Source organism: Pseudomonas sp. QS1027 (genome assembly GCF_002814235.1).
In the GTDB taxonomy this organism is placed as follows: domain Bacteria; phylum Pseudomonadota; class Gammaproteobacteria; order Pseudomonadales; family Pseudomonadaceae; genus Aquipseudomonas.
The window spans coordinates 399,856-424,123 of sequence record NZ_PHSU01000004.1 but is presented as its reverse complement, the minus strand read 5'-3'; the positions used below and the strand labels follow the sequence as shown (position 1 = coordinate 424,123).

Annotated in this window: 25 protein-coding genes; 13 read left to right on the top strand and 12 right to left on the bottom strand. The window is 60.5% G+C overall.

What is annotated here, in order from left to right:
- Nucleotides 1-180: 180 nt before the first annotated feature.
- Together CWE01_RS05615 and CWE01_RS05605 are read right to left on the bottom strand one after the other, a co-directional pair.
- Complete coding sequence (locus CWE01_RS05615) at nt 181-1,773, bottom strand: diguanylate cyclase (RefSeq protein WP_256579313.1); 1,593 nt, start codon at nt 1,771-1,773, stop codon at nt 181-183.
- Between the two features lie 304 nt (nt 1,774-2,077).
- Nucleotides 2,078-2,419 (bottom strand): hypothetical protein, encoded by a 342-nt coding sequence (locus CWE01_RS05605; RefSeq protein WP_100939536.1) that lies wholly within the window; start codon nt 2,417-2,419, stop codon nt 2,078-2,080.
- Between the two features lie 173 nt (nt 2,420-2,592).
- Between CWE01_RS05605 and CWE01_RS05600 the strand changes: the two genes are divergently transcribed.
- Nucleotides 2,593-2,829, top strand: a complete 237-nt coding sequence (locus tag CWE01_RS05600; protein ID WP_100939535.1) for a hypothetical protein — start codon at nt 2,593-2,595, stop codon at nt 2,827-2,829.
- A gap of 86 nt (nt 2,830-2,915) precedes the next feature.
- On the opposite strand, the gene CWE01_RS05595 is transcribed toward CWE01_RS05600, so the two are convergent.
- Nucleotides 2,916-3,848 (bottom strand): chemotaxis protein CheV, encoded by a 933-nt coding sequence (locus CWE01_RS05595; RefSeq protein WP_100939553.1) that lies wholly within the window; start codon nt 3,846-3,848, stop codon nt 2,916-2,918.
- A 395-nt stretch (nt 3,849-4,243) separates the two neighbouring features.
- On the opposite strand from CWE01_RS05595, the gene CWE01_RS05590 reads away from it, so the two are divergent.
- Nucleotides 4,244-5,917, top strand: a complete 1,674-nt coding sequence (locus CWE01_RS05590; RefSeq protein WP_100939534.1) for a methyl-accepting chemotaxis protein — start codon at nt 4,244-4,246, stop codon at nt 5,915-5,917.
- Between the two features lie 22 nt (nt 5,918-5,939).
- Here CWE01_RS05590 and CWE01_RS05585 read toward each other — a convergent pair whose 3' ends face one another.
- Entirely contained in the window at nt 5,940-6,425 is a 486-nt protein-coding gene (locus CWE01_RS05585) for a DUF427 domain-containing protein (protein ID WP_315975361.1), read from the bottom strand.
- Nucleotides 6,426-6,545: 120 nt separating this feature from the next.
- Between CWE01_RS05585 and CWE01_RS05580 the strand changes: the two genes are divergently transcribed.
- Nucleotides 6,546-7,868, top strand: a complete 1,323-nt coding sequence (locus CWE01_RS05580) for a chloride channel protein (protein ID WP_100939533.1) — start codon at nt 6,546-6,548, stop codon at nt 7,866-7,868.
- Between the two features lie 180 nt (nt 7,869-8,048).
- Entirely contained in the window at nt 8,049-9,392 is a 1,344-nt protein-coding gene (nhaA, locus tag CWE01_RS05575; RefSeq protein WP_100939532.1) for a Na+/H+ antiporter NhaA, read from the top strand.
- 94 nt (nt 9,393-9,486) lie between these two features.
- Here nhaA and CWE01_RS05570 read toward each other — a convergent pair whose 3' ends face one another.
- Complete coding sequence (locus CWE01_RS05570; protein ID WP_177143136.1) at nt 9,487-11,502, bottom strand: sigma-54-dependent Fis family transcriptional regulator; 2,016 nt, start codon at nt 11,500-11,502, stop codon at nt 9,487-9,489.
- 199 nt (nt 11,503-11,701) lie between these two features.
- On the opposite strand from CWE01_RS05570, the gene CWE01_RS05565 reads away from it, so the two are divergent.
- The 4 genes from CWE01_RS05565 (at nt 11,702) to CWE01_RS05550 (ending at nt 15,605) form a co-directional block, all read left to right on the top strand.
- Nucleotides 11,702-12,721 (top strand): Gfo/Idh/MocA family oxidoreductase, encoded by a 1,020-nt coding sequence (locus CWE01_RS05565; RefSeq protein WP_100939531.1) that lies wholly within the window; start codon nt 11,702-11,704, stop codon nt 12,719-12,721.
- Nucleotides 12,721-13,509: a TIM barrel protein gene (locus tag CWE01_RS05560; protein WP_100939530.1), complete on the top strand. Its 789-nt coding sequence runs from the start codon at nt 12,721-12,723 to the stop codon at nt 13,507-13,509. Before CWE01_RS05565 ends, CWE01_RS05560 begins: the two co-directional genes overlap by 1 nt.
- Nucleotides 13,510-13,609: 100 nt before the next feature.
- A complete protein-coding gene (locus CWE01_RS05555; protein ID WP_100939529.1) occupies nt 13,610-14,536 on the top strand; it encodes a sugar ABC transporter substrate-binding protein in 927 nt (308 codons plus the stop codon).
- 112 nt (nt 14,537-14,648) lie between these two features.
- On the top strand, nt 14,649-15,605 hold the full coding sequence (locus CWE01_RS05550; protein WP_100939528.1) for a glycoside hydrolase family 6 protein: 957 nt from the start codon (nt 14,649-14,651) through the stop codon (nt 15,603-15,605).
- Here the strand turns inward: CWE01_RS05550 and CWE01_RS05545 are convergent.
- The 3 genes from CWE01_RS05545 to CWE01_RS05535 all read right to left on the bottom strand — a co-directional run bounded on the left by CWE01_RS05545 (nt 15,565) and on the right by CWE01_RS05535 (nt 18,093).
- Nucleotides 15,565-15,969: a hypothetical protein gene (locus CWE01_RS05545; protein WP_100939527.1), complete on the bottom strand. Its 405-nt coding sequence runs from the start codon at nt 15,967-15,969 to the stop codon at nt 15,565-15,567. The two genes, CWE01_RS05550 and CWE01_RS05545, sit on opposite strands and share 41 nt — an antisense overlap.
- A gap of 90 nt (nt 15,970-16,059) precedes the next feature.
- The gene (locus CWE01_RS05540; protein WP_100939526.1) at nt 16,060-17,070 is read right to left on the bottom strand and encodes an aldo/keto reductase; all 1,011 of its coding nucleotides are present in this window, start codon (nt 17,068-17,070) and stop codon (nt 16,060-16,062) included.
- A gap of 123 nt (nt 17,071-17,193) precedes the next feature.
- The gene (locus CWE01_RS05535) at nt 17,194-18,093 is read right to left on the bottom strand and encodes a LysR family transcriptional regulator (protein ID WP_100939525.1); all 900 of its coding nucleotides are present in this window, start codon (nt 18,091-18,093) and stop codon (nt 17,194-17,196) included.
- A 193-nt stretch (nt 18,094-18,286) separates the two neighbouring features.
- Between CWE01_RS05535 and CWE01_RS05530 the strand changes: the two genes are divergently transcribed.
- Nucleotides 18,287-19,066, top strand: coding sequence for a carboxymuconolactone decarboxylase family protein (locus CWE01_RS05530; protein WP_100939524.1), 780 nt, complete (start codon nt 18,287-18,289; stop codon nt 19,064-19,066).
- Between the two features lie 86 nt (nt 19,067-19,152).
- Complete coding sequence (locus CWE01_RS05525) at nt 19,153-19,467, top strand: hypothetical protein (RefSeq protein WP_100939523.1); 315 nt, start codon at nt 19,153-19,155, stop codon at nt 19,465-19,467.
- A gap of 2 nt (nt 19,468-19,469) precedes the next feature.
- Here the strand turns inward: CWE01_RS05525 and CWE01_RS05520 are convergent, their stop codons facing one another.
- Nucleotides 19,470-20,075, bottom strand: a complete 606-nt coding sequence (locus CWE01_RS05520; protein ID WP_100939522.1) for a TetR/AcrR family transcriptional regulator — start codon at nt 20,073-20,075, stop codon at nt 19,470-19,472.
- Between the two features lie 109 nt (nt 20,076-20,184).
- Here CWE01_RS05520 and CWE01_RS05515 point away from each other — a divergent pair, with 109 nt between their 5' ends.
- A complete protein-coding gene (locus CWE01_RS05515; protein WP_218274273.1) occupies nt 20,185-21,297 on the top strand; it encodes an AbrB family transcriptional regulator in 1,113 nt (370 codons plus the stop codon).
- Between the two features lie 41 nt (nt 21,298-21,338).
- Entirely contained in the window at nt 21,339-21,644 is a 306-nt protein-coding gene (locus tag CWE01_RS05510) for a hypothetical protein (RefSeq protein WP_100939521.1), read from the top strand.
- A gap of 74 nt (nt 21,645-21,718) precedes the next feature.
- On the opposite strand, the gene CWE01_RS33255 is transcribed toward CWE01_RS05510, so the two are convergent.
- Together CWE01_RS33255 and CWE01_RS05505 are read right to left on the bottom strand one after the other, a co-directional pair.
- Nucleotides 21,719-21,868, bottom strand: coding sequence for a hypothetical protein (locus tag CWE01_RS33255; RefSeq protein WP_157815185.1), 150 nt, complete (start codon nt 21,866-21,868; stop codon nt 21,719-21,721).
- Nucleotides 21,869-21,995: 127 nt separating this feature from the next.
- Complete coding sequence (locus CWE01_RS05505) at nt 21,996-22,922, bottom strand: alpha/beta fold hydrolase (protein ID WP_100939520.1); 927 nt, start codon at nt 22,920-22,922, stop codon at nt 21,996-21,998.
- Between the two features lie 172 nt (nt 22,923-23,094).
- Here CWE01_RS05505 and CWE01_RS05500 point away from each other — a divergent pair, with 172 nt between their 5' ends.
- Nucleotides 23,095-23,529: a GNAT family N-acetyltransferase gene (locus CWE01_RS05500; RefSeq protein ID WP_100939519.1), complete on the top strand. Its 435-nt coding sequence runs from the start codon at nt 23,095-23,097 to the stop codon at nt 23,527-23,529.
- 9 nt (nt 23,530-23,538) lie between these two features.
- Here CWE01_RS05500 and CWE01_RS05495 read toward each other — a convergent pair whose 3' ends face one another.
- Nucleotides 23,539-24,198, bottom strand: coding sequence for an isoprenylcysteine carboxylmethyltransferase family protein (locus tag CWE01_RS05495; protein WP_100939518.1), 660 nt, complete (start codon nt 24,196-24,198; stop codon nt 23,539-23,541).
- Nucleotides 24,199-24,268 lie beyond the last annotated feature (70 nt).

The following is a 24,268-nucleotide window of genomic DNA, read 5'->3' as shown; positions in this document are numbered from 1 at the left end:
ACGGGATGTCCGGACGCATACTCCAAAATGCTAATTCGCGAAGGGCAAAAATCCGCCAAAAGAGGTCATTCAGGAATAGATGACTTGGCCGCATGGATACGTTTGGATAGATTCAACTCGAGTTGGATCAAACAACTAAAAAAGGACTGTATTCACTTCTAACTCGCCAGAGGAAAATATTTATGGATTGGCGATTTTTACTCTATTACGACCACTGGATTTGGCACTGTACATAGCTGCATCCACGCGCCGAATGAAGTCGTCGAATGATTCCAATGGCGCCCACGTCGCGACACCAAAGCTGCAAGTCACCTGTCCGAGCTCATCAAATGGGAGGGTACTTATCAGGACTCGAAGCTTTTCTGCCAGCCCCCTTGTATCGTTCAGTTCGCTATTCGGGCATATCAATGCGAACTCCTCTCCGCCTGTTCTGCACAGCAGATCGGTTTTACGTGTTGCCGAACGTATCCGTGCGCACAATGACTTCAGAACTTTATCACCACACAGATGCCCCCAACGGTCGTTTATGTGTTTGAAGTGATCGATGTCGAACATGATCAGCGATAGCGGCTGACATTGAGCGTTGGCCTCAATGAGCAGGCGCTCCATCGATTCTTCGAAGTAACGGCGGTTATATACGCCGGTCAGGTGGTCGGTAATGTTCAGTACCTGCAAGTCTTGCGTGCGCTCTGCAACCAGCGAGAGGGCGCGGGCGCGTTGTGTGATCAGCAAGAACACCATCAAGGTCATCAGCAGTGTCAACCCTGCTCCGAATACGATAATCAGGCTGCTGGAAAGTACGTGGTTGTTGGCGGCCAAAAATGCCGGGCTTGGCCGAAACTGCATTACGTAAATAGTGTCAGCGACTTTCAGCAGTCGCTGCTCGTAAAGCACTGAAGGGGCTGCTGGTGCTGAGCTCTGATAAATATTTTCATCCAGATGTTGTACATCGGTCGTTGAGAGCGTCACGTTCAAGCGTTGCAGACTTGGCAATGGGATTCCTTGCTCCATCAAAAAAGCCAAGCGTACGGTGGAGATGACGTACCCCTCCAAACCATCGTCGTTCGTTGGGGTCTTGGAGGGCGCCTGGAATACGGGCGCGACAAAAAAAATGCCGGACTGGCCATTGGTCATTCTCAACGGTTCCGACACGACCATTTGACGAGTTTCTCGCGCTTTCTTGAGCAACGCCTCGCGACCCGGGCGAGCCAGAACATCCATGCCAGGTGTGATCTTGACATTATCTAGAGCCAAAAGGTAGAGCAAGATCCAGTGCTCCGGGCGGCTAGTGAGGGGACGATTTTCGCCATTGACGGGATTGATTTCATGATATGAAAAATCAGTGGTTCCATTGAGGAGCGCTTTGGCACGAAACGCCTCTAGATCCTTCTCGAGGATTCTTTGAACCCAGCCATAGGTTTCGCCTTCCTCAACCAGAGGCGTGACAAATCCCAGAAATTCTTTCTCAGTGACGTCGTCGGCGTTTATAAAGAACCGTTTCACAGTCCCCAGTTTTAAGTCCTGAACAGTAAAGCGTCGCTGCACGCGACTGAACCGTTCGTCGACCTCCAGTTGGAATGCAACGCTAACTGTACGCTGCTCTGCCTCTATAAACAGAATCAGCACCAAGGCCGTAACAGCCACCCCTGCCAGGCAAACCAGAGCGCAAAGGATCCAGTCTGAGGTTTTGAGTGTGCTCCGACGAGAAAGCATCATTTTGTGCTCCTTGATTGCCGCCAAAATATCGTGCAAAGATCCGACGCTTTCTGGCATATCGGCACGCCTACCTAGATCTTAATAGACTAGGCACTGGGGTACGACGATGTTTTTTTATATGAGCTCTTGCCCCGGTGCACCAAGCAGAAACTAGAAACAGTGGCAGCGTCGACAGCAGTTGCGGACGTTGTGTCGCCAAGCGTGCCAACCCAGACCTAACGATAGGTTTCGAGTCGAGCTAGATAGTAGCTTGCCCATCCCCAAACAAAAAAAGCCCCACAACCGAACCCGGTGCGGGGCAAAAAAATGGGTCGGTTGCGGCCAACCAAAGGAGCGCGATAAAAACAGTTACCGCACGGACTCAGATGCAATCCTGAGCCGCACGTTCAAAACTCGAAGGCAGAAAGTTCGACGCCAGCAAATGCCGCTCGTAGATAAACACCTTCCCGCCCGTCCCCGCCTTGTAGGCTTCCAGCACGTTGTCCGCCGAAACCTGGCTCGCGACCACGATCCGGTAGCTGCGCTGGGTCTGCGAAACGGTCGGGTTCAACGCGCTGTGCTGCAATTTCGGGATGACGCACTCGGCGTATTGGGCTGGGGTCTTGCTGGTCTGCAAGGTCAGGGTCGGGTCGTTCGGCGCGGAGGCACAACCGGCCAGCAACAAAGCGCCAAACGCCAGGGCAAGCACAAATGAAGGGCGCATCAATCTCTTCCTGAAAATAAGCAATGTGTTCGATGGCGGCGATTTTCCGGGTATTGTCGACAAAGTAGAACTTGCGTTTCGTGATGGTCAGTATTACGTCTAGCAATAGTTGCCCGCCGTGCAGACAGCGACACGCCCCATCACAACGAGAAAAAACTGATAAGGAGGTCTCCTTGAGAACATTTGACCTGATCCGCGACGCCGTTTTGCCCGATTTCCGTGAGCGGGTGGCCGACTACCTGATCCAGTACGAAACCGTGCTGCTCAGCGAAAACGCGACCGACCCGGAGCTGCTCCGGGCCACCGCCAATCAGTTGCGCGGCTATTTGCGCGGGCTGAACACGACCCGGGTGCTGGGCATGGCGGATTGGGAGGAGCTGGATCGGCGGGTGGTGAACACGTGGCTTTAGCGACCGAGCATGAGGGGTACCTCACCCGCACAAGGCCCACGATCCCCTCCCGTTGGAATAGCGCTGCATAGAGCGCCGACAGACGATCAGCCCTTCCCGACCGCCTGTATACGCGCAACCACGCGACTGGCCAGGTCATCGGGGCGAAACTTGGCCAGAAAGTCGTCCGCCCCGACTTTCTTGATCATCGCCTGGTTGAAAATGCCGGATAAAGATGTGTGCAAAACAATATGCAGCTTCTGCAGCCGAGGATCATTTCTCACTTCGGCTGTCAGGGTGTAACCGTCCATCTCCGGCATTTCTATATCAGAGATCATCATCAGCAGATCGTCTGCCGGTGACTTTCCCTCGTCGAGCATGCCATGCAGGTAGTCCAGGGCCTGCCGACCGTCGTTGAGCGCTATCACCTTCACACCCACCGACTCCAGGCAGCGACTGACCTGCTTACGGGCCACGACCGAGTCGTCCACCGTCAGTACCAGGAATTCGGGGGCCTTGGCATTGGTCTGGGCATCGATCACCCCCAGGGAGATGACTTCACTGGTGGGCGCCACCTCGGACAACACCTTCTCGACATCAATGATTTCCACCAGCCGGTTATCGACCCGTGTCACGGCGGTCAGGTAATGATCGGAGCCACTGCCCTTGGGTGGCGGATGAATGTCCTCCCAGTTCAGGTTCACAATGTGCTCGACCGCCGAGACCAGGAAACCCTGGGTCTTGGTGTTGTATTCGGTAATGATCACGAACGCCGAGGCCATGTCCTGGACCCCAGGCAAGCCGGTAGCCCGCGCCAGATCCAGGATCGGGATGGAGGTACCGCGAATATTGGCCACACCGCAGACCACCGGGTGGGACTTGGGCATGATATGCAACGCCGGACAGGGCATGACTTCTCGCACCTTGAACACGTTGATGCCATAGAGTTGGTGTTCGTCGAAGCGGAACAACAGCAATTCGAGGCGATTCTGCCCCACCAGCTGGGTTCGACTGTTCACGGAATCCATCAGACCTGCCATCACCACCCCCTTGAGCATTCAATTGCCAATCCCCGCCAACAGTGGTCGGGAGTGGTTGGATATCGTTGGTTCGTCACCTGCGCAGTGGTTCCGAAATGCGTAAACGCAATCAGGCGGATCGCGCAATAGAGGCCGTGAGCACTGACTGGCGTTAAAAAATCATCGCCGCATGCGCGCCCCTCCACCATCGGAGCATCCCTATTTTCGGGTAGGGATAACAGGACATGGGGTAGGAAATTCCCTAGAGCTTAGCTGGTCTGATCGCCCTCCGTCTGCAAGGTGCAACGCCACCACCCTCCGAACATTAAATTCCTGTCATCCACAAAAGCGTCATAAAGCCATCACGCAACATTGTTACAACCGCTGGCGTAGTTCCTCATTAAGAGCCCGACGCCGTGAACCTTCGTTTCGCCTTCCTCCGCAAGCCCTCCCACCGACCCGCCCTGCTGCGCCGCCTGAGTATCGGCAAGCGCCTGCTGGCCAGCTTCGGGCTCTGCGCCCTGTTGCTGGTCGCCCTGGGCGGGTTGTGTCTGACGGCCATGCAGCATATTCGCCATGACGGCGAGTTGATCGAGCAAGGACCGCTGTCGAGTATCGCCCAGGCCGACGCCATCGCCATCGACCTGGCCAAGATGCGCACCGAAGCCGCGCTGTTGCTGGTGTATGCCAACGACCCGGCCGAACTGACCAACCGCAAGATCAACCTGCAACAGCTCAGTGGCGAGGTGAACCAGGGGTTTACCGAGTACCTGGCCAAGGTTCCGGAGGGGACGGAACGGGACTCGATCAAGTTGCTGCAGGACGCCGCGCAGCAATTTGTCACCCTGTTCAAGCAGGCCATCGACCTGGTCGAGCAGAAGAAAATGAGCGAAGCCACCAACCTGTCCAACAATGACCTGGCCAACCAGGGTTCGATGATGGACATGCAGGTGCAATTGCTCCGTGAGCTGAACAAGCAGACCACCGCCCAGGCCCTGGAAAACACCGCCAGCACCTTCAAGAAAGTCCAACTGCTGCTGCCGATTGTCATCGCCGTGGCCCTGGTGCTGATGCTGTTGCAGGCCTGGCGGCTGAGCGTAAGCATCACCCGGCCGCTGCGCCAGGCGTTGCAAGTGGCCAAGACCGTGGCTGCCGGCGACCTCAGTCAATTGGTGGTCGCCCATGGCCAGGACGAAGTGGCGCAACTGCTGCAGATGCTCGGACACATGCGCGATCAACTGCACGCGGTGATCAATCAGATCGGTGGCGCCGTCGGCCGGCTGAACGCGGCGACCCAGGAGATGGGCGCGATCATGCACGACAGCGCCCAGGACCTGCATCAGCAATACGGCGAGATCGAACACGCCGCCACCGCCGTCACCCAGATGAGCCAGGTGGTCGAGGAAGTCGCGCGCAATGCCGTGGAGACCTCCAGCGAATCCCGCAGCTCCAGCACCGCCGTGCGCGAAGGCCAGCAGCAATTGGACGAGACCATGGCCGATATCAGCGTACTGGCCGATCAGGTCGAACAGGCCAGCCTCCGTGCCCAGGCCCTGGCGATCGAGACCCAGGGCATCAGCAAGGTGCTGGAGGTGATCCGTAGCGTGGCCGCCCAGACCAACCTGCTGGCGCTCAATGCGGCCATCGAGGCGGCCCGGGCCGGTGACGCGGGACGCGGTTTTGCCGTGGTGGCCGATGAAGTGCGCGGCCTGGCGCAGCGCACCGATGCGTCAACGCGGGAAATCGAAAAGATGATGGACGGTATTCACCAGGGCACCGGCGACACGGTCGTGGCCTTGGCCGAAAGCGCCGCCCAGGCCGGCCGTACTCGCGCGAGGGCACAGGTGGCCAAGGATGTGCTGGGAAGTATCTCCAGGTCGGTGGCCGGCATTGACGAGCGCAACCTGGTGATCGCCACCGCTGCCGAGCAACAGGCCCAGGTGGCCCGCGAAGTGGACCACAATCTGGTGCGCATCCGCGACCTGTCGATGCAGACCGCCAGCGGCGCCGCACAAACCAGCAACGCCAGTCAGGAGCTGGGGCGCCTGGCGGTGGAGCTGGACGGGATGCTGGCGCGCTTCTCGCTGTAAGGGATGGGCGGTCTGTCGATCGTCAGCCCTGTGGGCCTTCGATTTCGAAGGTCACCTTGTCAGCGTAAAAGGCGACGTGCTCCTTGATTGGCGCCACTGCCGGGTAGGCGTCTTCGTAGGTCCAGACCGCGTTTTCAGCGGTCTTTCCGTCGGCGTTCAAACTGAAATAATTCGCCTCGCCCTTGTAGGGACAATGGGTTGCATGTTCGGTGCGCGCGTAGTGTTCAGCCCGAATATCGGACCTCGGGATATAAAACACCGCTGGGTACATGGCCTCTTCGAGTTGCAGCGCCTGGTCGGTCTGCGCGACGACGACCTCATTGAAGCGAACGGTGACACGCCCCTGGAAAGGGGTAATGGTGATCGGATGATCCGGGCCGGGGATTTTCATGATGATCAGTCCTGATGGTTCACGAGGGAAAAGGCGCAGCGTGTCGCCCGTGATCCAGCGGGTTTCATCGGCCGCGAGGAAGACAATAGCAGTTGCAATGTCGTCGGACTTGACCATGCGCTTCGCCTGCTCTGGCGGCAGGCGCTGTTCGATACACCGGCCCCCATTGGAGCTGATCACTTATCCGGCTAAGCTTGCTCCTTGCGCCGTCCTGAACTTCAACTGGAATCCTGCCGGGTGATCAAACCGTTATTGCTGCTACGCCGTCGTTTCGCCTCCCTGCGCTGGCGCACCCGCGTGACCCTCTGGGTTGCCGCAACCCTCGCGGGACTGCTTGTGGTCCTGTTCGCCCGACTGGCCGACCTTGCGCTGACACAATTTGCCCAGCACACCGCCGAACGCCCCTGGCTGCCGTTTATCTATACGCCGTTGGTCGGCATGCTGGTGGTGTGGCTGACCACACGTTTTTTTGTCGGCGCCCAAGGCAGTGGCATTCCCCAGGTGATCGCTGCTACCCGCCTGGCCCACAAGGGCGCGCCGGTTAATCATTTGGTGTCGTTGCGTATCGCCTTCGCCAAGATAGGCCTTGGCACATTGGCGCTGACCGGCGGGTTTTCCGCGGGCCGCGAAGGCCCTTCGGTCCAGGTCGCCGCCTCGATCATGCATTTCTTTCATCGTTACCTGCCCAATGCACGCATCATTCGTAGCGAAGACCTGATCCTGGCCGGCGGCGCGGCGGGCATCGCCGCAGCGTTCAATACCCCGCTTGCCGGTATCGCGTTTGCAGTGGAAGAGTTGGGACGCAAGCTGGAAACCAGAACCAGTGGTGTTCTGCTCAGTACCATCATCCTGTCAGGCATGGTCGCCATCGCCTTGCAGGGCAACTACAACTATTTCGGTCACTTCAACGTTCAAGAGATCACACTGGACATCGCCTTGGCGACACTGGCGACAGGTGTCGGCTGTGGGCTGCTGGGTGGTTTGTTCAGCCGCATGCTGCTATGGCCCCAGCGCCATCGGCGCTTTATCGTCTGGGAGTGGCGTCGCACGCACCCTGTCTGGTTCGCAGGGGCCTGCGGGCTGCTGGTGGCGATCCTGGGTTGGCTCAGTGGCGGGATGTCATTCGGCAGCGGTTACGGCATCACCACCCATATCATTGCCTCCGATACCGGCCTGCCTTGGCACGCGCCCGTCACACGCTTTCTCGCCACCCTCGTGACTTATTTTTCCGGTATTCCCGGGGGTATTTTTGCCCCGTCCCTGGCAGTCGGCGCCGCCGTGGGTGCTAACGCCGCCGACTTTTTCGGCCTGGCCGTACAGCCGATGATTGCCCTGTGCATGGTGGGTTTTCTGGCCGCGGTGACACAGTCCCCCATCACTTCCGCGATCATTGTGATGGAGATGATCGACAGTCATGGGATGGTTATCAGCCTCATGGCCGTTGCGCTGATTGCCAAGGCGGTCAGTTCACGGATAAGCCCCGAGCTGTATCAGCAAATGGCTCGAGCCTTTCTCCAGCCCTCGAACGATAGCGCCACTCCCAGAAAAGAGAATCCATAGGTTGGCCTTCTGTGCGGGCCCCCTGGTCACGGCACGCCAGCTTGAAGCCCTTGAGCCATTTGAATCAGGGATTTGCATCTCGCCTGCTGGCTTCTTATCATCACGCTGGGTGCGCTGCTGCATACGGCACAGCGCAGGTTAAAGCATAAACGTTGGTCGGGCCGCCAATGGAGAATTACTGTGCCTGAAAGACACCCAGCGTCGCCCTCCATCCCTCGCCCGCAGGTTTTGACTGAACGCGCCTTGTCCGCCCTGGAGCGCTTCTCGCATATCGAAGCCGTCAGCGGCATCGTGCTTCTGCTGGCCGCGATTGCGGCCCTTATCTGGGCCAACAGCTCGGTCGCCGACTCCTACGAACATTTCTGGAACACCCCGCTCACCGTGGGCCTGGGCGATTTCACCGTCTCGCGCTCATTGCACTTTCTGGTCAACGATGGACTGATGACCATCTTCTTCCTGGTGGTGGGGGCTGAAATCCGCCAGGAGATCAAGGACGGGGCACTGGCCAACCTGAAGCTGGCGACCCTGCCCCTGGGCGCGGCCCTGGGCGGTGTGCTGATGCCAGCGATCATCTACACCCTGCTCAACCACGGCACCCCGGCGGCCAACGGCTGGGCCGTCCCCACCGCCACGGACATTGCCTTTGCCGTGGGCGTCCTGGCCCTGCTGGGCAAGTCGATTCCAAGCGGCGTGCGGGTCCTGTTGCTGGCCTTGGCCATTATCGATGACATCGTCGCCATCCTGATCATTGCCCTCTTCTATGCCGCCAGCCTGGATTACCTGGGCCTGGTGATCGCGGCCGGGGGCCTGTTGCTGGTGTTGGTGTTTCAGCGGATGGGCATCGGCAAGGCGTATGCGTACCTGCTGCCGGGGGCTATTGTCTGGTTCGGACTGTTGAAGACCGGCGTGCATCCGACCCTGGCAGGCGTGATGCTCGGCCTGATGACCCCGGTCAGCTCCCGGCCCGCCAAGGAACAGCCGCTGGAGACTATCGGGCGGACGTTCCAGGAGCTGATGGATCGATTTTCCGCTTCGGGCGATAGCCCACAGACTGTGGCCAAACCCCTGAAGCAACTCCGGCAGGCCCAACGGGAAATGTTGCCTCCGGTCCAGCGCGTTCAGGCCGGGTTGCATCCGTGGGTGGCGTTCGGTGTCATGCCACTCTTCGCGCTGGCCAACGCGGGCGTCAGCCTGCAAGGGGTCAATCTGGACGATGGGCTTTCCCTGCATGTGTTCATGGGCGTGATACTGGCGCTGGTACTGGGCAAGCCCCTGGGGGTCATGCTGGCCAGCGTGGTCCTGGTCAAGCTGAACATCTGCAGGCTGCCTGAAGGCGTGACCTGGAGTGGTGTCGCCCTGGTCGGCCTGCTGGCGGGCATTGGATTTACCATGTCGATTTTCATTTCGTCGCTGGCGTTTACCGACCCGAGACTACTCTCGGCGGCAAAACTGAGCGTGCTCGCCGCGTCGTCCCTGGCGGCGGTGTTGGGGTTGCTCTGGGGGAGGAGCCGGTTGAAAGGATGAATGGGTCGCCGGCGTCGGCAAGACGGACGACTGGAACCGCACCATCGAGGCCTGCACGGCGTCACTTCCAAGGCAAGCGGATCGAGCCAGCAGCTCAACCGCTTGCCGCATCACGAAACGCGTCGGCGTTCAGTCCGAAGCGCTGCATCTTGTTGTACAGCCCGCCACGGGAGACGTTCAGTTGCCTGGCAGCGACGCGGACATTGCCTCGGGTGTCCTTGAGGGCCGCGATGATCGCATTCATTTCATGGGTGCCCAGGTCCAACGCCGCCCGGGGTTCGGGCACACGGCCCGGAGCCAACTGCTGGAACCGCTGCTTGATTTCAAGCGGCAGGTCGCCCGGCTGGATCAGTTCGCTCATCGCCAGGTTGGTCGCGCGCTCGATGGTGTTTTCCAGCTCGCGGACATTCCCCGGCCAGTGGTAGGCCAACAGAATCTCCAGGGCCTCCGGGGACAGGTCCAATACCGACTTGCGCAGCGATTGGGCGCAACGGCCGAGGAAATAACGCGCCAACAAGGGAATATCCTCGCGACGCATCCGCAGCGGCGGAACCGTCAGATTGAGGACGTTGAGCCGATAGTAAAGGTCTTCGCGAAAGGCCCCATCGGCCACCGCCTGGCTCAGGTTGCGGTGGGTGGCGGCGATGATGCGCACGTCGACCCGCTGGGATTTTTTCGCCCCCACCCGCGTCACCTCGCCCTCCTGCAAAACCCGTAGCAGGCTGACCTGGGCATCGAAGGACATATCGCCGATTTCGTCGAGAAAGATGGTGCCGCCATCGGCCAGCTCGAACTTACCGGCCGAGCCGCCACGGGCCGAGCCGGTGAAGGCGCCTTCGACATGGCCAAAGAGTTCGCTCTGCACCAGATCACGCGGAATGGCGCCGCAATTGACCGCGACAAACGGACCGCGGCAACGCTCGCTGGCGTTATGGATCGCCTGGGCGAACAGTTCCTTGCCGGTGCCGCTCTCCCCCAGGATCAAGGTGGTCGAGTCGCTGCGGCTAGCGATCCGGCCCAGGTGCAAGGCGTCCTGGATGGCCCGCGAACTGCCCTGGATGGTTTCGAAGGTGTAGCTGGCCTGAGTGCCGATAATACGCCGGGTAATTTCGCGGATACGCCGGTTCTCGCGCAATGAAACGATTCGACCGCCCTGCTCCAGTGAGCACACCGACACCAGGCATGCCAGGTGACTGCGATCAGGCAGCTCGAAGGTGCAGTCCAGATCCCGTAGCCCTTCGCCGCTGCGCAAGAGCATTTCGGCGGTCAGCTCGCTCTGCCCCAGGCGCTCGAACGGGCTGCCCAGCAGATCCCGGCCGACGCGAAACAGTTGTCGGGCATAGCGGTTGAGCGCCTTGATACAGCCACGCTCATCGAGCACCACCAGCCCTTCATTGAGCACTTCAAGGACCGCTTGTTGTTCGTCCAGCAGGGTCTGCAAGGCCATCTGCCGCGACACGGCTTCAGCCGCCGCCTGCACGGTGCCCAAGGTGTGGAAATGGAACCAGCCCGGTTCCGCAGTGAGGGTCAGCATGGCCAGTGTCCGGCCCTGGGCATCGCGGATCGGCGCGGCGGCACAGTGCATGCGCCGTCGACGCAAGCCGGTACCGAAATTCTCCTCGGCCAGCACGTACATCAGACGGTCTTCGGCCAGTGCGAGGCCGGTGCAGTTGGTGCCCTGGACCGACTCCAGCAATCGGCTGCCCACGGGTGTGAGGTCCAGGCCGCAGAAATACAGGGTCGTGCCTTCGGCGTCCGTCAGGTTGATATGGCCCCTGGGGTTGTAGGCCAGCAAGCCGCGCATGACTTCCGCCGCCGCGGCAATCAGCGCACGGTTGGCCGTCAGCGTTGCGGTCAGGGCTTCAGGGGCTACCAGACGATACTCGCCATCCTCGGGATCGAGGCCGGCACCGAAGCTGCGCCGCCAGGAATCCCAGATCACCTGCCTTACCCCTTCCGGTCGATCCTGGCGCCCGTCCTGGCAGGCCAGCCAAGCCTGCTCCAAGGCGGCAATCGGCCCTTCACTCAAGGACGCGGGGCCCAGGGCGGTCAGATAGTCGAGATCCTGTGCACTGAAGGCCATCAGTTGTGGATTCACCGTCATCGACATCCGCCCCCATGTTCATATTTTTGACATGTCAGTATAGACATGTCATCTGAATGAACAATCTCTTCAGATATCTATCTATAAATTACTTAAATATCAATAAGTTAAATATTGGCACAGCCTTTGCTCCCTTGCCTTGTACCAGCAACGGCATCGCCTGCTGCCACGCCCTATGAACAACAATAAGACGGAGTCATTTTTCATGAGCACATCCAAGATCATCCGCCTGGGACTTATCGGTGCCGGTCGTATGGGCGGCTTTCACGCCCTGACCGCCGCCCGGCACATTCCCGGTGCCTGCCTTGGCGCCATCGCCGACCCGGTGCCCGGCCAGGCCGCTCGCCTGGCGGCAGAGTTGGGCGTGGCGCGGGTCTATACCGATCCACAGCAACTGCTCGACGACCCGGAGATCGACGCCGTCCTGATCGCCGCCCCGGCCCGCAGTCATGCCGAGCTGGTGATCAGCGCCGCCCGCGCCGGCAAGGGAGTGTTCTGTGAAAAACCCATGGCCATTACCCTGGACGAAGCCGACCGCGCCATCGCCGCGGCCGCCGATGCCCGTGTCACGCTGCAGGTCGGCTTCAACCGGCGCTTTGCCAGAAGCTTTCGTGCCGCCCACCTGGATGTGGTCGCCGGCCGTATCGGCACACCGCAACTGCTGCGTTCGCTGACCCGCGACCCGGCCCTGAACAACCCGGCCGCCTCACCGCAGTGGGTGATCTTTCTCGAAACCCTGATCCATGACTTCGACACCCTGCGCTACCTCAACCCGGGCGCCGAAGCCGTCGAGGTCTTTGTCATGGCCGACGCCCTGATCGCCCCCGAGTACAAGGACAAGGGCCTGCTGGATACCGCGGTGGTAACGATCCGTTTCGACAACGGCGCCATTGCCACGGCCGAGGCCAACTTCCAGGCGGTCTATGGCTACGACGTGCGCGGCGAAGTGTTCGGCAGCGCCGGCATGCTGACCATGGGCAACGTCAATGACTCGGACCTGGTGCGCTACCTGGCCGGCGGCATCCAGGCCGACACCCTGCGCCTGGACACCGACCTGCTGCGCGACGCCTACATTGCCGAGCTCAATCACTTTGTCGGCTGCGTCCGCTCCGGGGAAAAACCCCTGGCCAGCGGCGAAGATGCCCGGGCGGCACTGGCCATTGCCCGCGCCTGTATCGAGTCCTTCCAGCAAGGTAAAACCGTACGTGTGCAAGGAGCCCATTGATGAGCTTCTCACCCTTCAAGCTGGCGATCAGCGCCGAGATGGTCTTCCTCGACCTGCCGTTTACCGAGCGCGTCAAACGTATTCATGCGTTGGGCTTCAGTGCGGAAATCTGGGACTGGACGAAGAAGGACATTCCCGCCCTGGTTGCCACGGGCGCCGACTTCACCTCCATGACCGGCTATATCTCGGGCAACCTGACCGACCCCGAAGACATCCGCCAGTTGCTCGACAGCGCCCGGGAATCCCTGGCCGTGGCCGCGCAACTGAATTGCCCGAGCCTCAATCTGCATGGCACGGGGTTGGGCGACAAAGGCCTGCCGGTCAAACCCGTAGCCTGTACCACCGGACGCATGTGGTTGAGCGCCTGCAAGACCCTGGAAAAAATCGCCCGCCTGGGTGAAGACGCGGGCCGGGTGTTCCTGCTGGAAAACCTCAACACCGAGGTCGACCACCCCGGCACTCCGTTCGCTCGCGCCGACGACACCCTGGCACTGATCGAGGCCGTGGGCAGCCCGCATCTGAAGATGAACCTGGACCTTTACCATGCACAGATCGGCGAAGGAAATCTGATCGAACTGATCCAGCGCGCCGGCCCTGCCATCGGTGAAATCCAGGTCGCCGATGTCCCCGGACGCAAGGAACCCGGCACCGGTGAGATTCATTATCCGGCCATTGCCAGGGCCTTGTTCGGCATGGGATATACGGGCGTGGTCGGGCTCGAAGGCTGGGCCAGCGGCGACAGCGAAACGGCACTTGAACGCTTTCGGCAGGCGTTCACGCTTGACTGAGGAAGCCGGCACTCCTGGCGGATCTGATCCGCCGAGTGCCTGCAATCCGCAGGTTTGATCCTGATGAATTTCAACTCATAACAACAAAAGGAAAACCATCATGCGTCGCCACACACTGTTTTTTGCCACGCTGTTACTGCTCTTCAGCCAATGGGCCAGCGCCGGTTATCGCATCGGCGTCAGCATTGCCCGGGTCGACGACAACTTCATGACTTACGTGCGCAACGGCCTGGAAGCGGCCGCCAAACAGGAAGGCGTGCAGATCCAGTTCGAGGATGCCCAGGGCGATGTGGTGCGTCAGCTCAATCAGGTCGAAGGTTTTCTCAGCCAGAAGGTTGATGCCGTGATCGTCCTGCCGGTGGATACTTCCGCCACCGCCAATATGACCCGCGCCGCCGTCGAGGTGAAGACCCCGCTGGTCTACGTCAACCGCCACCCGGACGAACGTACCCTGCCCAAAGGTGTGGTCACCGTGGCGTCCAATGACCTCGAGGCCGGGCAACTGCAGATGCGTTATCTGGCCGAGAAGTTGGGGGGCAAAGGCAGCCTGGCGATCATCATGGGCGACCTTGCGCAGAACGCCACCCACGACCGCACCGAAGGCGTGAAACAGGTGCTCAAGGACTATCCCGGGATCAAGATCGTCGAGCAACAGAGTGCCGAGTGGCAGCGCAACAAAGGGATGGACCTGACCAGCAACTGGTTGCTGGCGGGCACCCACTTCGACGCCATCGTGGCCAACAACGACGAGATGGCCATCGGCGCCGCCATGGCGTTGCAGCAGGCCGGCAAGGCCAAGGGGGAGATTGCGATCGTCGGCATCGACGGCCTGCCCGACGGCCTCGCGGCCATCAAGCGCGGCATGCTGGTAGCCTCCGTGTTCCAGGATCCCAAGGCCCAGGCGACCGTGGCGGTACAGTCGGCGATCAAGATGATCAAGGGCGAAGCGGTCGAGCCGGATGTGTGGGTGCCCTTCCAGTTGATCAAGCCGGAGCAGGTGGCGATGTTTGAGCAGCGTTATAAGTAGTGTCGAACTGGAGGGGGCCCAAGGCCCCCTCCTTCAATAGTGAAAAGCAGCACCGTATCTGGGATGTTACGCTCGGCATCCGCAACCATCCTGTTTTGCAGAGAAGCCGTTAATGCCCAAGGCAGCCATTCTCACCGCCTGCGTCATCTTCATATCACTACAGTCGGCGGCCTATGCCGCCGATGGCTTTTACGTCAATCCCGGATCAACCGCCGCGCAATGGGTGAAGGCAAATCCCCAGTCTCCTCTTACGGCAAAAATCCAGGCGTCGATTGCCGGTGTACCCAGCGCCCGCTGGCTGACCGGTACCAGCCAGACAACCGACCAGCTCACCGACACCGTCAGCCAATACGTTGGGGCGGCAGACAAGGTTAATCAGATACCCATTCTGGTGGCGTACAACCTGCCTGGTCGTGACTGCAGTGGCGGCGCGTCGGCGGGCGGTGCGGCAAATGCCTTGGAGTATCGAGACTGGATAGACCGGTTTATCAATGGCATTGGCGACAAGCCTGCCGTGGTCATTCTGGAGCCGGATGCGCTGGCGGACAGCGGATGCCTGACTCAGCCAAAGCGCGATGAACGTCTGGCGTTGTTCAATTACGCGGTGTCCGGGTTCAAGCAGCGCGCGCCCTTGGCGGAGGTTTACCTGGACGCGGGAAATGCAGGCTGGAAACCTTCAAGCGCAATGGCGGGTTATCTGAATGCGGCGGGTGTGAAGAATGCGCGGGGCTTTGCGTTGAATGTCTCCAACTTCTACACCCTTGATCAATCCCGTACCTACGGCGACGCGATCAATGCCAGGCTGTCGGCTGATTACGGCTATGCAAAATCCATGGTGATCGATACCAGCCGCAACGGTAACGGCTCCAGCCCCGGGGACTGGTGCAATCCTTCGGGGCGCAAGATTGGTCTTCAACCTCAGGCCATCACAGAGACCGTGTTGGCGGTCTGGATCAAGATCCCAGGCAACTCCGACGGATCGTCCTCAGCGACCCGAAACTGCCACGGCGGGCCAACGGCCGGGACGTTCAGTCCTGAGTTGGCTGAGCATTTGATTGACGGGAATTAATAGCCTTCCAGACGACAGGCGAAAGCAACATAACCGCGATAAGAAAAGCCACCTGGGACAGATAGAAAGACGCCAGCCACTGCTGATTCAGCGCAACGTAGTAGGTGTTATGGGCAACGTCAGCCACGATAATCGAGGCAGTCAGGGCAAGCCCCACCCGAGGCTTGATGAACAGCAGCAGCGCAGCCAATGGATCAAGGAAGGTCAGCGCACTCCAGAACACGCGACTGGCCCAATGAGCGCTCTCCCCGTATCCGTAGTCCCAGAACAGCCCATGCTGAAAATCTGCACGCAAGTGGTTGGCGGTGGCTACCAACAGGCAACAAGCGAACAACACACGGATCGCGAAAGACAAGCTGGGCATAGCGTGATTCGCTTGTATGAAGTGGGCCCGACAGGATATCGGGCTATCACTCTACTTTCCCCAAGAATCGACAAGGCATTGGCCACCCATTCAAAGCACCCTGCGCCCCTCTACCGGATACCCCGGATCAGTAAAGCCATGGGTCGACGCATGCCCAGGCACGACCAGACCGTCGACCAGTTTCTCGTCATCGGGCCCCAACTCCAACCCGAGTGCGTCCAGGTAGCTGTCCCAATGCGCCTCGGTACGCGGACCGGCGATGGCCGCGCTGATCAGCGAGTTTTTCAACACCCAGGCAATCGCGAAGGCAATGGAAGTGGTCCCACGCTCAACCGCATGACGGGCAATGGTCTGGGCAATCTCCAAGGACTCCGGGCGCCACTCGGTCTGCTGGATACGCTTGTCGCCGCGCCCGGCACGGGTGTCCGCGGGAGGTGGTGTATCCGGCGCATATTTGCCGCTCAACACGCCACGCGCCAATGGGCTGTAGGGTACGACACCCAACCCATAATTGCTTGCCACCGGCAGTTGCTCGACTTCCGCCGTACGGTTGACGATGTTGTACAACGGCTGGCTGACCACAGGGCGCTCGATGCCCAACTGGTCCGCGATGCGCACCATCTCCGCAATACGCCAACCGTGGAAATTGGACACCCCGTAATAACGGATCTTGCCTTGACGAATCAGGTCACCGACAGCACGAATCCCCTCCTCCATCGGCGCGTCAGTCAAGGCCCGGTGAAAATACAGGACGTCGATATAGTCCGTGCCCAGGCGCTTGAGGCTGGCCTCGACGCTTTGCATGATCCACTTGCGCGACTGGCCCTGCTCGTTCGGGCCAGCAGTCGCGGACGATGGATAGCCAAACTTGGTGGCCACCACCCAACGATCACGCTGTTCGGCAATCGCCCGGCCCACCACGGCTTCGGAACGCCCGGCGTGATAAGCATCGGCAGTGTCGATAAAGTTGATGCCACTGGCGGCCGCCTTGTCGATGATGCGCCGGGAGGTCACCTCGTCGGTCTCGCCACCAAACATCATGGCACCCAGGCACAGGGGAGAAACTTTCAGGGCGCTGCGGCCCAGATAGCGGTAGTTCATCGGTCACCTTCCATCAGCGTTGAAACAGGATGGCCGAGCAGGTGCTCAAAGCCGTGCCGCCATCCTAGTCACAAGCCGATTGGTGATTAAGACCGAAAGGACGGATGCAGTCATGAGCTGATCTCATGAGTCCTCGGAATAACGCAGCACGGCGATCACCAAGGCCAGCGCACGGGACGACTGCCGGCGACTGGGGTAGTAGATGTGCAGTCCGGGAAAGGTCGGAAACCAATCCTCGAGCACCCACTGCAGGCGCCCGGCGGCGACATGCGAGGTGGCGAGGTCCTGCGGAATGAACGCCAGCCCGCAGCCACTGAGCGCCGCTTCGAGCATCTGATAGGAGCTGTTGAAAGTCAGTTGCCCCTCTACCCGCACCTGCAATTCGGCCTTGCCCTTTTTCAGCTCCCAGGGATAACAACCGCCGTGGGTGGGCAGGCGCAAGTTGATGCAGTTGTGGTGGGCCAGGTCCTCAGGCTTGCGCGGCGCCGGATGGGCTTGCAGGTAGGATGGCGCAGCGACGATGACCATTCGCAGGTCTGGAGCCACGCGTACCGCAATCATGTCCTGGGCCACCTGATCGCCCAGGCGTACACCAATGTCGTAGCGCTCGGCGACGATATCGGTCAGCCCGTAGTCGGTCATGATTTCGACCTTGATATCGGGGTACTGCGACATGAACGGCGCCAACCTCGGCCATAACACGCTGTTGGCCGCGTAATCGGTGGCGGTGATACGGATGGTGCCGCGTGGGCTGTCGCGCAGCTCAATGACTTCGGCCAGGCCGGCATCGATCTCCTCAAAGCGCGGAGCCAGGTTGTTGTACAGCTGCTCGCCCGCCTCGGTCGGCGCCACACTGCGCGTGGTGCGGGTCAGCAGGCGAACGCCGAGGCGTGTCTCCAAGGCGCGGATGGTGTGGCTAAGGGCGGATTGCGAAACGCCGAGCTGGGCGGCGGCACGGGTGAAACTGCGCTCGCGGGTCACGGCCAGAAACGCCAGCAGATCGTTGTAGCTTTCCCGGGCCATTGATGAATTCCTACCATGAGTTGCCGGGATTATAGCGGCATAACCTTCGGATCATTCATGAGCCCTGCTTATGACTCCATGCGAGTTAATGATCTTAATGAATCTATCCAGTTTTCTTAAACTCTTGTCACTCAGCGCAGCCCTGCCCCTGCGGTATCACCATTGATGGCCATTCATCTCAGGAGTCGACTCGATGAAACTCTTAGCCAGCGCATTCGCCACACTGTGTTTCTCGGCCATGGTCGATGCCGACCAAGGCATGTCTCGCCCCGACCCAAAACCCTCGCCGGATGTGCTGGAGGCCACGCCCCAGTTGTACAACTACACCACCGAGTTACTCTTCGGCGAAGTCTGGAAGCGCGAGGAGCTGGCGCCGCGCGACCGCAGCCTGATCACGCTCGCCGCGCTGGTGTCCAGCGGGCAGAGCGCGCAGCTCAGCGGACACATCAAGCTGGGACTCGACAATGGCGTGAAGCCGAGTGAAATCAGCGCGCTGATCACCCATCTGGCGTTCTACTCCGGTTGGCCGAATGCGATGTCGGCCGCCATTGTGGCCAGGCAGATATTCACTGAACGGCAGATTCCCGCTGACCAGATTACTTCTCCAGCCAAAGAGCCGTTGACTCTCGAACCCGTGGCCGAAGCCAAACGCCGAGCCCTTGTCGAGGCGAATGTGAGTGCCGTTGCGCCTGGGCTTGCGCACTACACCAACGACGTCCTGTTCGCCGATCTATGGCGCCAGGCCGACCTGACCCCACGCGACCGCAGCCTGATCACCGTGGCTGCACTGATCGCCCAGGGGCAAGCCGCCCAACTGCCCTTCCACCTGAACCGGGCGATGGACAATGGCCTGACCCGGACGCAGGCCGCGGAAGTGGTGACCCACCTGGCGTTCTACGTGGGTTGGCCAAAAGCGATGTCGGCGGTACCGGTGCTGAAGGACGTATTCGATGCCCGGGACAAGCAAGTCTGATAGCTCGACACCGCGGATGACTTTGGCTATACCTTCGAACGGCCCATTACCTACATGACCCGGGTGCCCCGACAGGAGTAGCAAGCATGAGTGTCATCAGCACCGAAGTTGAATTTACCCTTCCACTCGGATACCGCGATGGAGACGGCAACCTGCACCGGAACGGCGTGATGCGCCTGGCCACCGCCGGTGACGAGATCCTGCCGTTGAAGGATCACCGGGTACAAGCCAATCCGGCCTACCTGATCGTCATCGTGCTGTCGCGAGTGGTTGTGCGGCTGGGCAATCTCGACATGATCAACACCAAAGTCATCGAAGACCTGTATTCCGCCGACTTTGCCTATTTGCAAACCTTGTACAAGCGCATCAACCAGGTCGACGCCGACGACAAGGCGACATAGACCTAGGCCTCCAGCGCCGAAAGATAAAGCCGAACCATATCCTTGGCCTCCGCCAACAGCACCCGTTGCACGGCGGGGGTCTCCTCGCTGATCCGCCCCACGCCCTTGAACACATTCAGCAGCGTCATGGCCACGGCCTTGGATTTGGCCGGGACAAGGGCTGGAATCACCTCCCGCAGCGCCGCCTCGATACCGTCCACCATGGCCTTGCGAAACTGCTGCCGCCGGCTTTCGCTGGCCCCCGCGACATCCACCAGATTGACGGCGAACTGACGCTTTGACTGCAGCGCGAGACTGAAATCGACAAACGCCGACGCCAGTTCCGGCGGTGTCATGGCACGGGCTTGCGAGGCCAGCTCGGCGAGAGAGGCCAGGGCGTGCTCGACGTAGTTCATCAACAGCGCCTCGGCCACGGACTCCTTGGTCGGAAAGAATCGATACAGCGAAGCGATCGCCGTCCCCGAGCGCGCCGCAATCTCCGTCATCGTCGTCGCATCAAAGCCCTTTTCCGTAAACAGCTCGACCCCGGCTTCCAGAATGGCCGCCACACGGATATGCCCCTTGGCGCGCTTGGGTTCCTGCCCCTTGGCGATGGGTTTTGTTGACATATGAGAGGATGTCCTTCACTATTTTTACGAGAGGATATCCTCTCATTCTAGCATCACACCGACCCGAAGCAACGCCCGGCCTCCAGTCCAGCTCCATCAAGGGGTTTTCATGTCCAACGCAGAGGCTCATACCGCCATGTCCAAATCCGGCACGCTCGCTTCGATAGGACAGTGGAGCGCTCTCCTGGGATTGTCCGTACTGTTTGCCCTGGCCCTGACCTGGGTCGGCATTCCAGCCGCCTTGCTGCTCGGCCCCATGCTGGGCGCGGTCATCACCGCCATCACCTTCGTCGACACCCGGGTTCAGATCCCACGACCGGCGTCCGCCTTCGCCCAGGGCATCCTGGGCTGCATGATCGCCAAAACCCTGGTGCAATCGCTTGCCGGTGCCGCGGTCGGCAGTTGGCCGCTGTTTGTCCTCGGCGTGATCGGTGTGGTTGTCGCCGCCGGTTTGCTGGGATGGGGCCTGACCCGCCTGCGGGTATTGCCGGGGAGCACGGCTATCTGGGGACTGAGCCCGGGCGCGGCCACCGTGATGATCCTGATGGCCGAAAATGCCGGGGCCGACGCACAGCTCGTCGCCTGCATGCAGTACACCCGCGTGATCATGGTGGCGGTCATCGCTACCCTCATCACCCACTTCACCGGTGCCGGCGTGGTGCATGAGGTGCATTCGGTGATCTGGTTCCCGAGCATCGACTGGCTACCGCTGGCCCAGACCCTGGCCATCGTGGCCGCCGGCCCGCTGGTGGCGCGCCTGGCGAAAATACCGGTGGCCGCCCTGCTGGTGCCGATGATCGGCGGGATCTTTCTCAGTCATCAGGGTTTGATCAACATCGAGATGCCCCATTGGCTGCTGGCACTCGGTTATGCGGTTATCGGCTGGCGGATCGGCTTGCCCTTCACCCGACCGTTGGTGAAGTACGCCATGAAAGCCTTCCCGGCGATCCTCGCCAGCACCCTGGCGTTGATCGCGATCTGTGGCTGCCTGGCCCTGGTGTTCGTCTTTGCCGCCGGCATCGATCCGCTCACCGCTTATCTGGCGACCAGCCCGGGCGGTGCGGACTCCGTCGCGATCATCGCTGCTTCCAGCCACGTCGATGTGCCCTTCGTCATGACCATGCAGATGGCGCGCTTCGGCGTGGTGCTGTTGGCCGGGCCGGCAATCGCGGCCTTCATCGCCCGTCGCGTCGCCCCCACGAGCCACGCTACCGATAACTGAACCACCAACCTTTATCCATGCCCCTCGCCTGAAGGTGATCCATGTCCATCACAGCTTTTTTTGCCGGTGTCTTTCTCTGCAATGCCCTTCCGCACCTGGTCAGCGGCCTGTGCGGTGAAGTCTTTCCCACACCCTTTGCGAAACCGCGAGGCAAAGGTCCCTCATCACCCCTGGTGAATTTTCTCTGGGGTGCCTTCAATCTGCTGGTGGGGCTTGTGCTGCTGTCGAGACAGCCGGTGATTATCGGCTTGAATCCGGAGTTTATCGCGCTGACAGTCGGTGCCCTGGCGATAGGGACTTACCTTTGCGTGCACTTCGGCAAGGTGCGTGCGTCCGCCAAAGCCTGATCCCTGGTGCCACTCCCTGCCGAAAGGAACGGCGGACGTCCGCAGGGAGGCCGGATAGAGACCGCTACGTAGAACTATCGATCAAGGCTTGGCGACATGCCCTTGGCATCGACCAGGACCTTGCCCGCGCCGGTGTCAGCGACTTTGGCAGGCGCATCGGCGAAGGCCGGGCCGGACAGGCAGGTCATGGCGACGGCAGCAGCGAGGGTGATTTTCTTCAGCATCGGTAGCTCTCTGTTTGTAGGATAAGTCGAACCATGTAGGAATGGCGCAAACAGCCGCCACATGGGGAAAACACGTGACAGAGCGCTTTATTCACCCGACCTGAAAATATTTATGGTTCTCTTTCTCTCAAGTAGCCTCTTCCAGGAACTCGCGATACTGCGCCGCCGTCTGCTCCGGCCGCTCGACCATCGGCAGATGGCCCACGCCGTCCCAGCACTCCAGACGCGCATGGGGGATGCCGGCGATCCAGGTTTTTGCACTGGCCAGGGGGACCATGCGGTCTTCGCGCCCCCACAGCAGCAAGGTCGGGACACGGATATTGCTCAGCCAGGGCTCCATGCGCGGGCTGTCATGGAAGTCGTCGAAGATTTCCGCGAGCTCAGGGCGCCGCTCGATATAGGCCTGCGACTCCGCCGCCAGCAACACGCCCGGTATCCAGGGTGGCGAGGCCATGGTCATGGAAAAGAACCGATCGAACTCCGCCCGCGAGTGGATCAGAAACGGGTTCTTGCCTTGCTTGACCAACTCTTCCACTTCATTGGGCTGCGGCAGGTTCACCCCCACAGGGCCCATCAACGCCAGGGACAGCACGCGCTCCGGATAATGCGCCGCCAGCCAGGTGCCGACGTAAGCTCCCATGGAGCTGCCGACCACATGCACCTTGTCGATCCCGCTGGCGTCCAGCAGTTCGATCATGCGTTGCGCCTGGGTCGCGATGCTGTAGTCAGCCCCCGCTTCGAAGCCACTTTTACCGTGCCCGGCCAGGTCGGGAATGATCACCCGGTAGTCGGCCACGAAGGATCGCGCAAAACGTAGCCAGAGGTTCTTGTCGGCACTGAAACCGTGGATCAGCAACAGCGGTGCTGCGTTGCGCTGGGTCCCACCCTGGAAGGTCGCCAAGGTCATCCGTTGAATCGCCACCGGGACTTCCTTCACCCGGGAAAGCCGTGCTTCCAGGCTCGTAATCAGGTCAAACAACAGCCCTCCTGCACGTGGATAGGTCCACCATCCCCACACGAGGAGGATGGCGATCAGGGCAAGGATCAGGAACATCAACACTTCTCCAGAACAGGGTTCGCGAAACCAGTCTCCGCACGACCTATCGAGTCATAAAAACAGAACGGGCATCCGCCAGCAAGACGCCTGGGCGGATCGACGTGACAACGCCTGAGTGGCTTCTGATAGGCTGCCAGACCGGACAATCCACACAGCCAGGCCCAGCCCCATGATCAATATCCGTGCCATGACGATGGACGATTACCAGGCGGTCATCGACCTTATGCGCAACACCCCGGGCATCTCCCTGCGCGATGCCGATTCCCGTGAATCGACCGCCCGCTACCTGGAGCGAAATCCGGGAATGAGCTTCGTGGCGCAAGTCGACGGCGAGCTTGGCGGCTGCATCATGTCAGGGCATGACGGTCGCCGGGGCTACTTGCAGCACCTGCTGGTCCTGCCCCGTTATCGGCGTCAGGGCATCGCCAATGCACTGGTCGAGCGCTGCCTGTCGATCCTGGAGAGCCACGGTATCCTCAAGTGTCATCTCGACGTGTTCAAGACCAATGAGGAGGCTGCCCGTTATTGGCAAAGCCAGGGCTGGCAGCTCCGGCAGGATATCGACCGCTATTCGTTTACCCGCTCGGGCAATCAGAACGCGTGACGCTGTGGCTCAATAAACCCCGGGCAGCAGACGCCAGGTGCGGGCACGATAAGCCTCGTACTCCTCGCCAAACTCGGCCTTGAGCAAGGCCTCTTCCGAGTGCATGCGCGCGATCAGTGGGATCAGCGTCAGCGCCGTCAGCAATACCCCGACGCCGGAGCGGAAAGCCAGTGCCCAGCCCAACGAGTTGACCAGCAGCCCGAGGTAACTCGGGTTGCGCAGGGTTCGATAGAGCCCTGTGGTCACCAGCCGGTGCCCCGGCTGAATCGCCACCAAACCGCTGAAGCGCTTGCCCAGCACAAACACCGGCCACATCCGCAGCACGCCGCCAACGGCAAACAGCAGCACACCGAACCAACGCACGCCCTCCCCGCCAAAGGTCCACCAGCCCAGGCGGGCCGTCCAGGGCACCAGCCCCACCAGCAGCAAGCCGAGGGCGCCGATGACCGGAATCACCCAGCGATTGCCGCGATCCTCACGGACACCGGGGCTGAGATTCGCTTCGGTAAACAACGCAGAGCCCGCCAACAAGACGGTCACCACGGCGAGTGCGAGCAATGCGGGCTGGGCAACAAACGCCGACCAGCCACCGAAACCCCACACCGCCAGCCCGAGATAACCCAGCGTCGCCGCGATGCTGAAAAACGCCAAGCGAAATGAGATTTTCATGCTGCCCTCGGCTGAATGAAACGGATGCTTTCAGTCTAGAAGCATTCGTCGATGCCGGATTGATAGGACT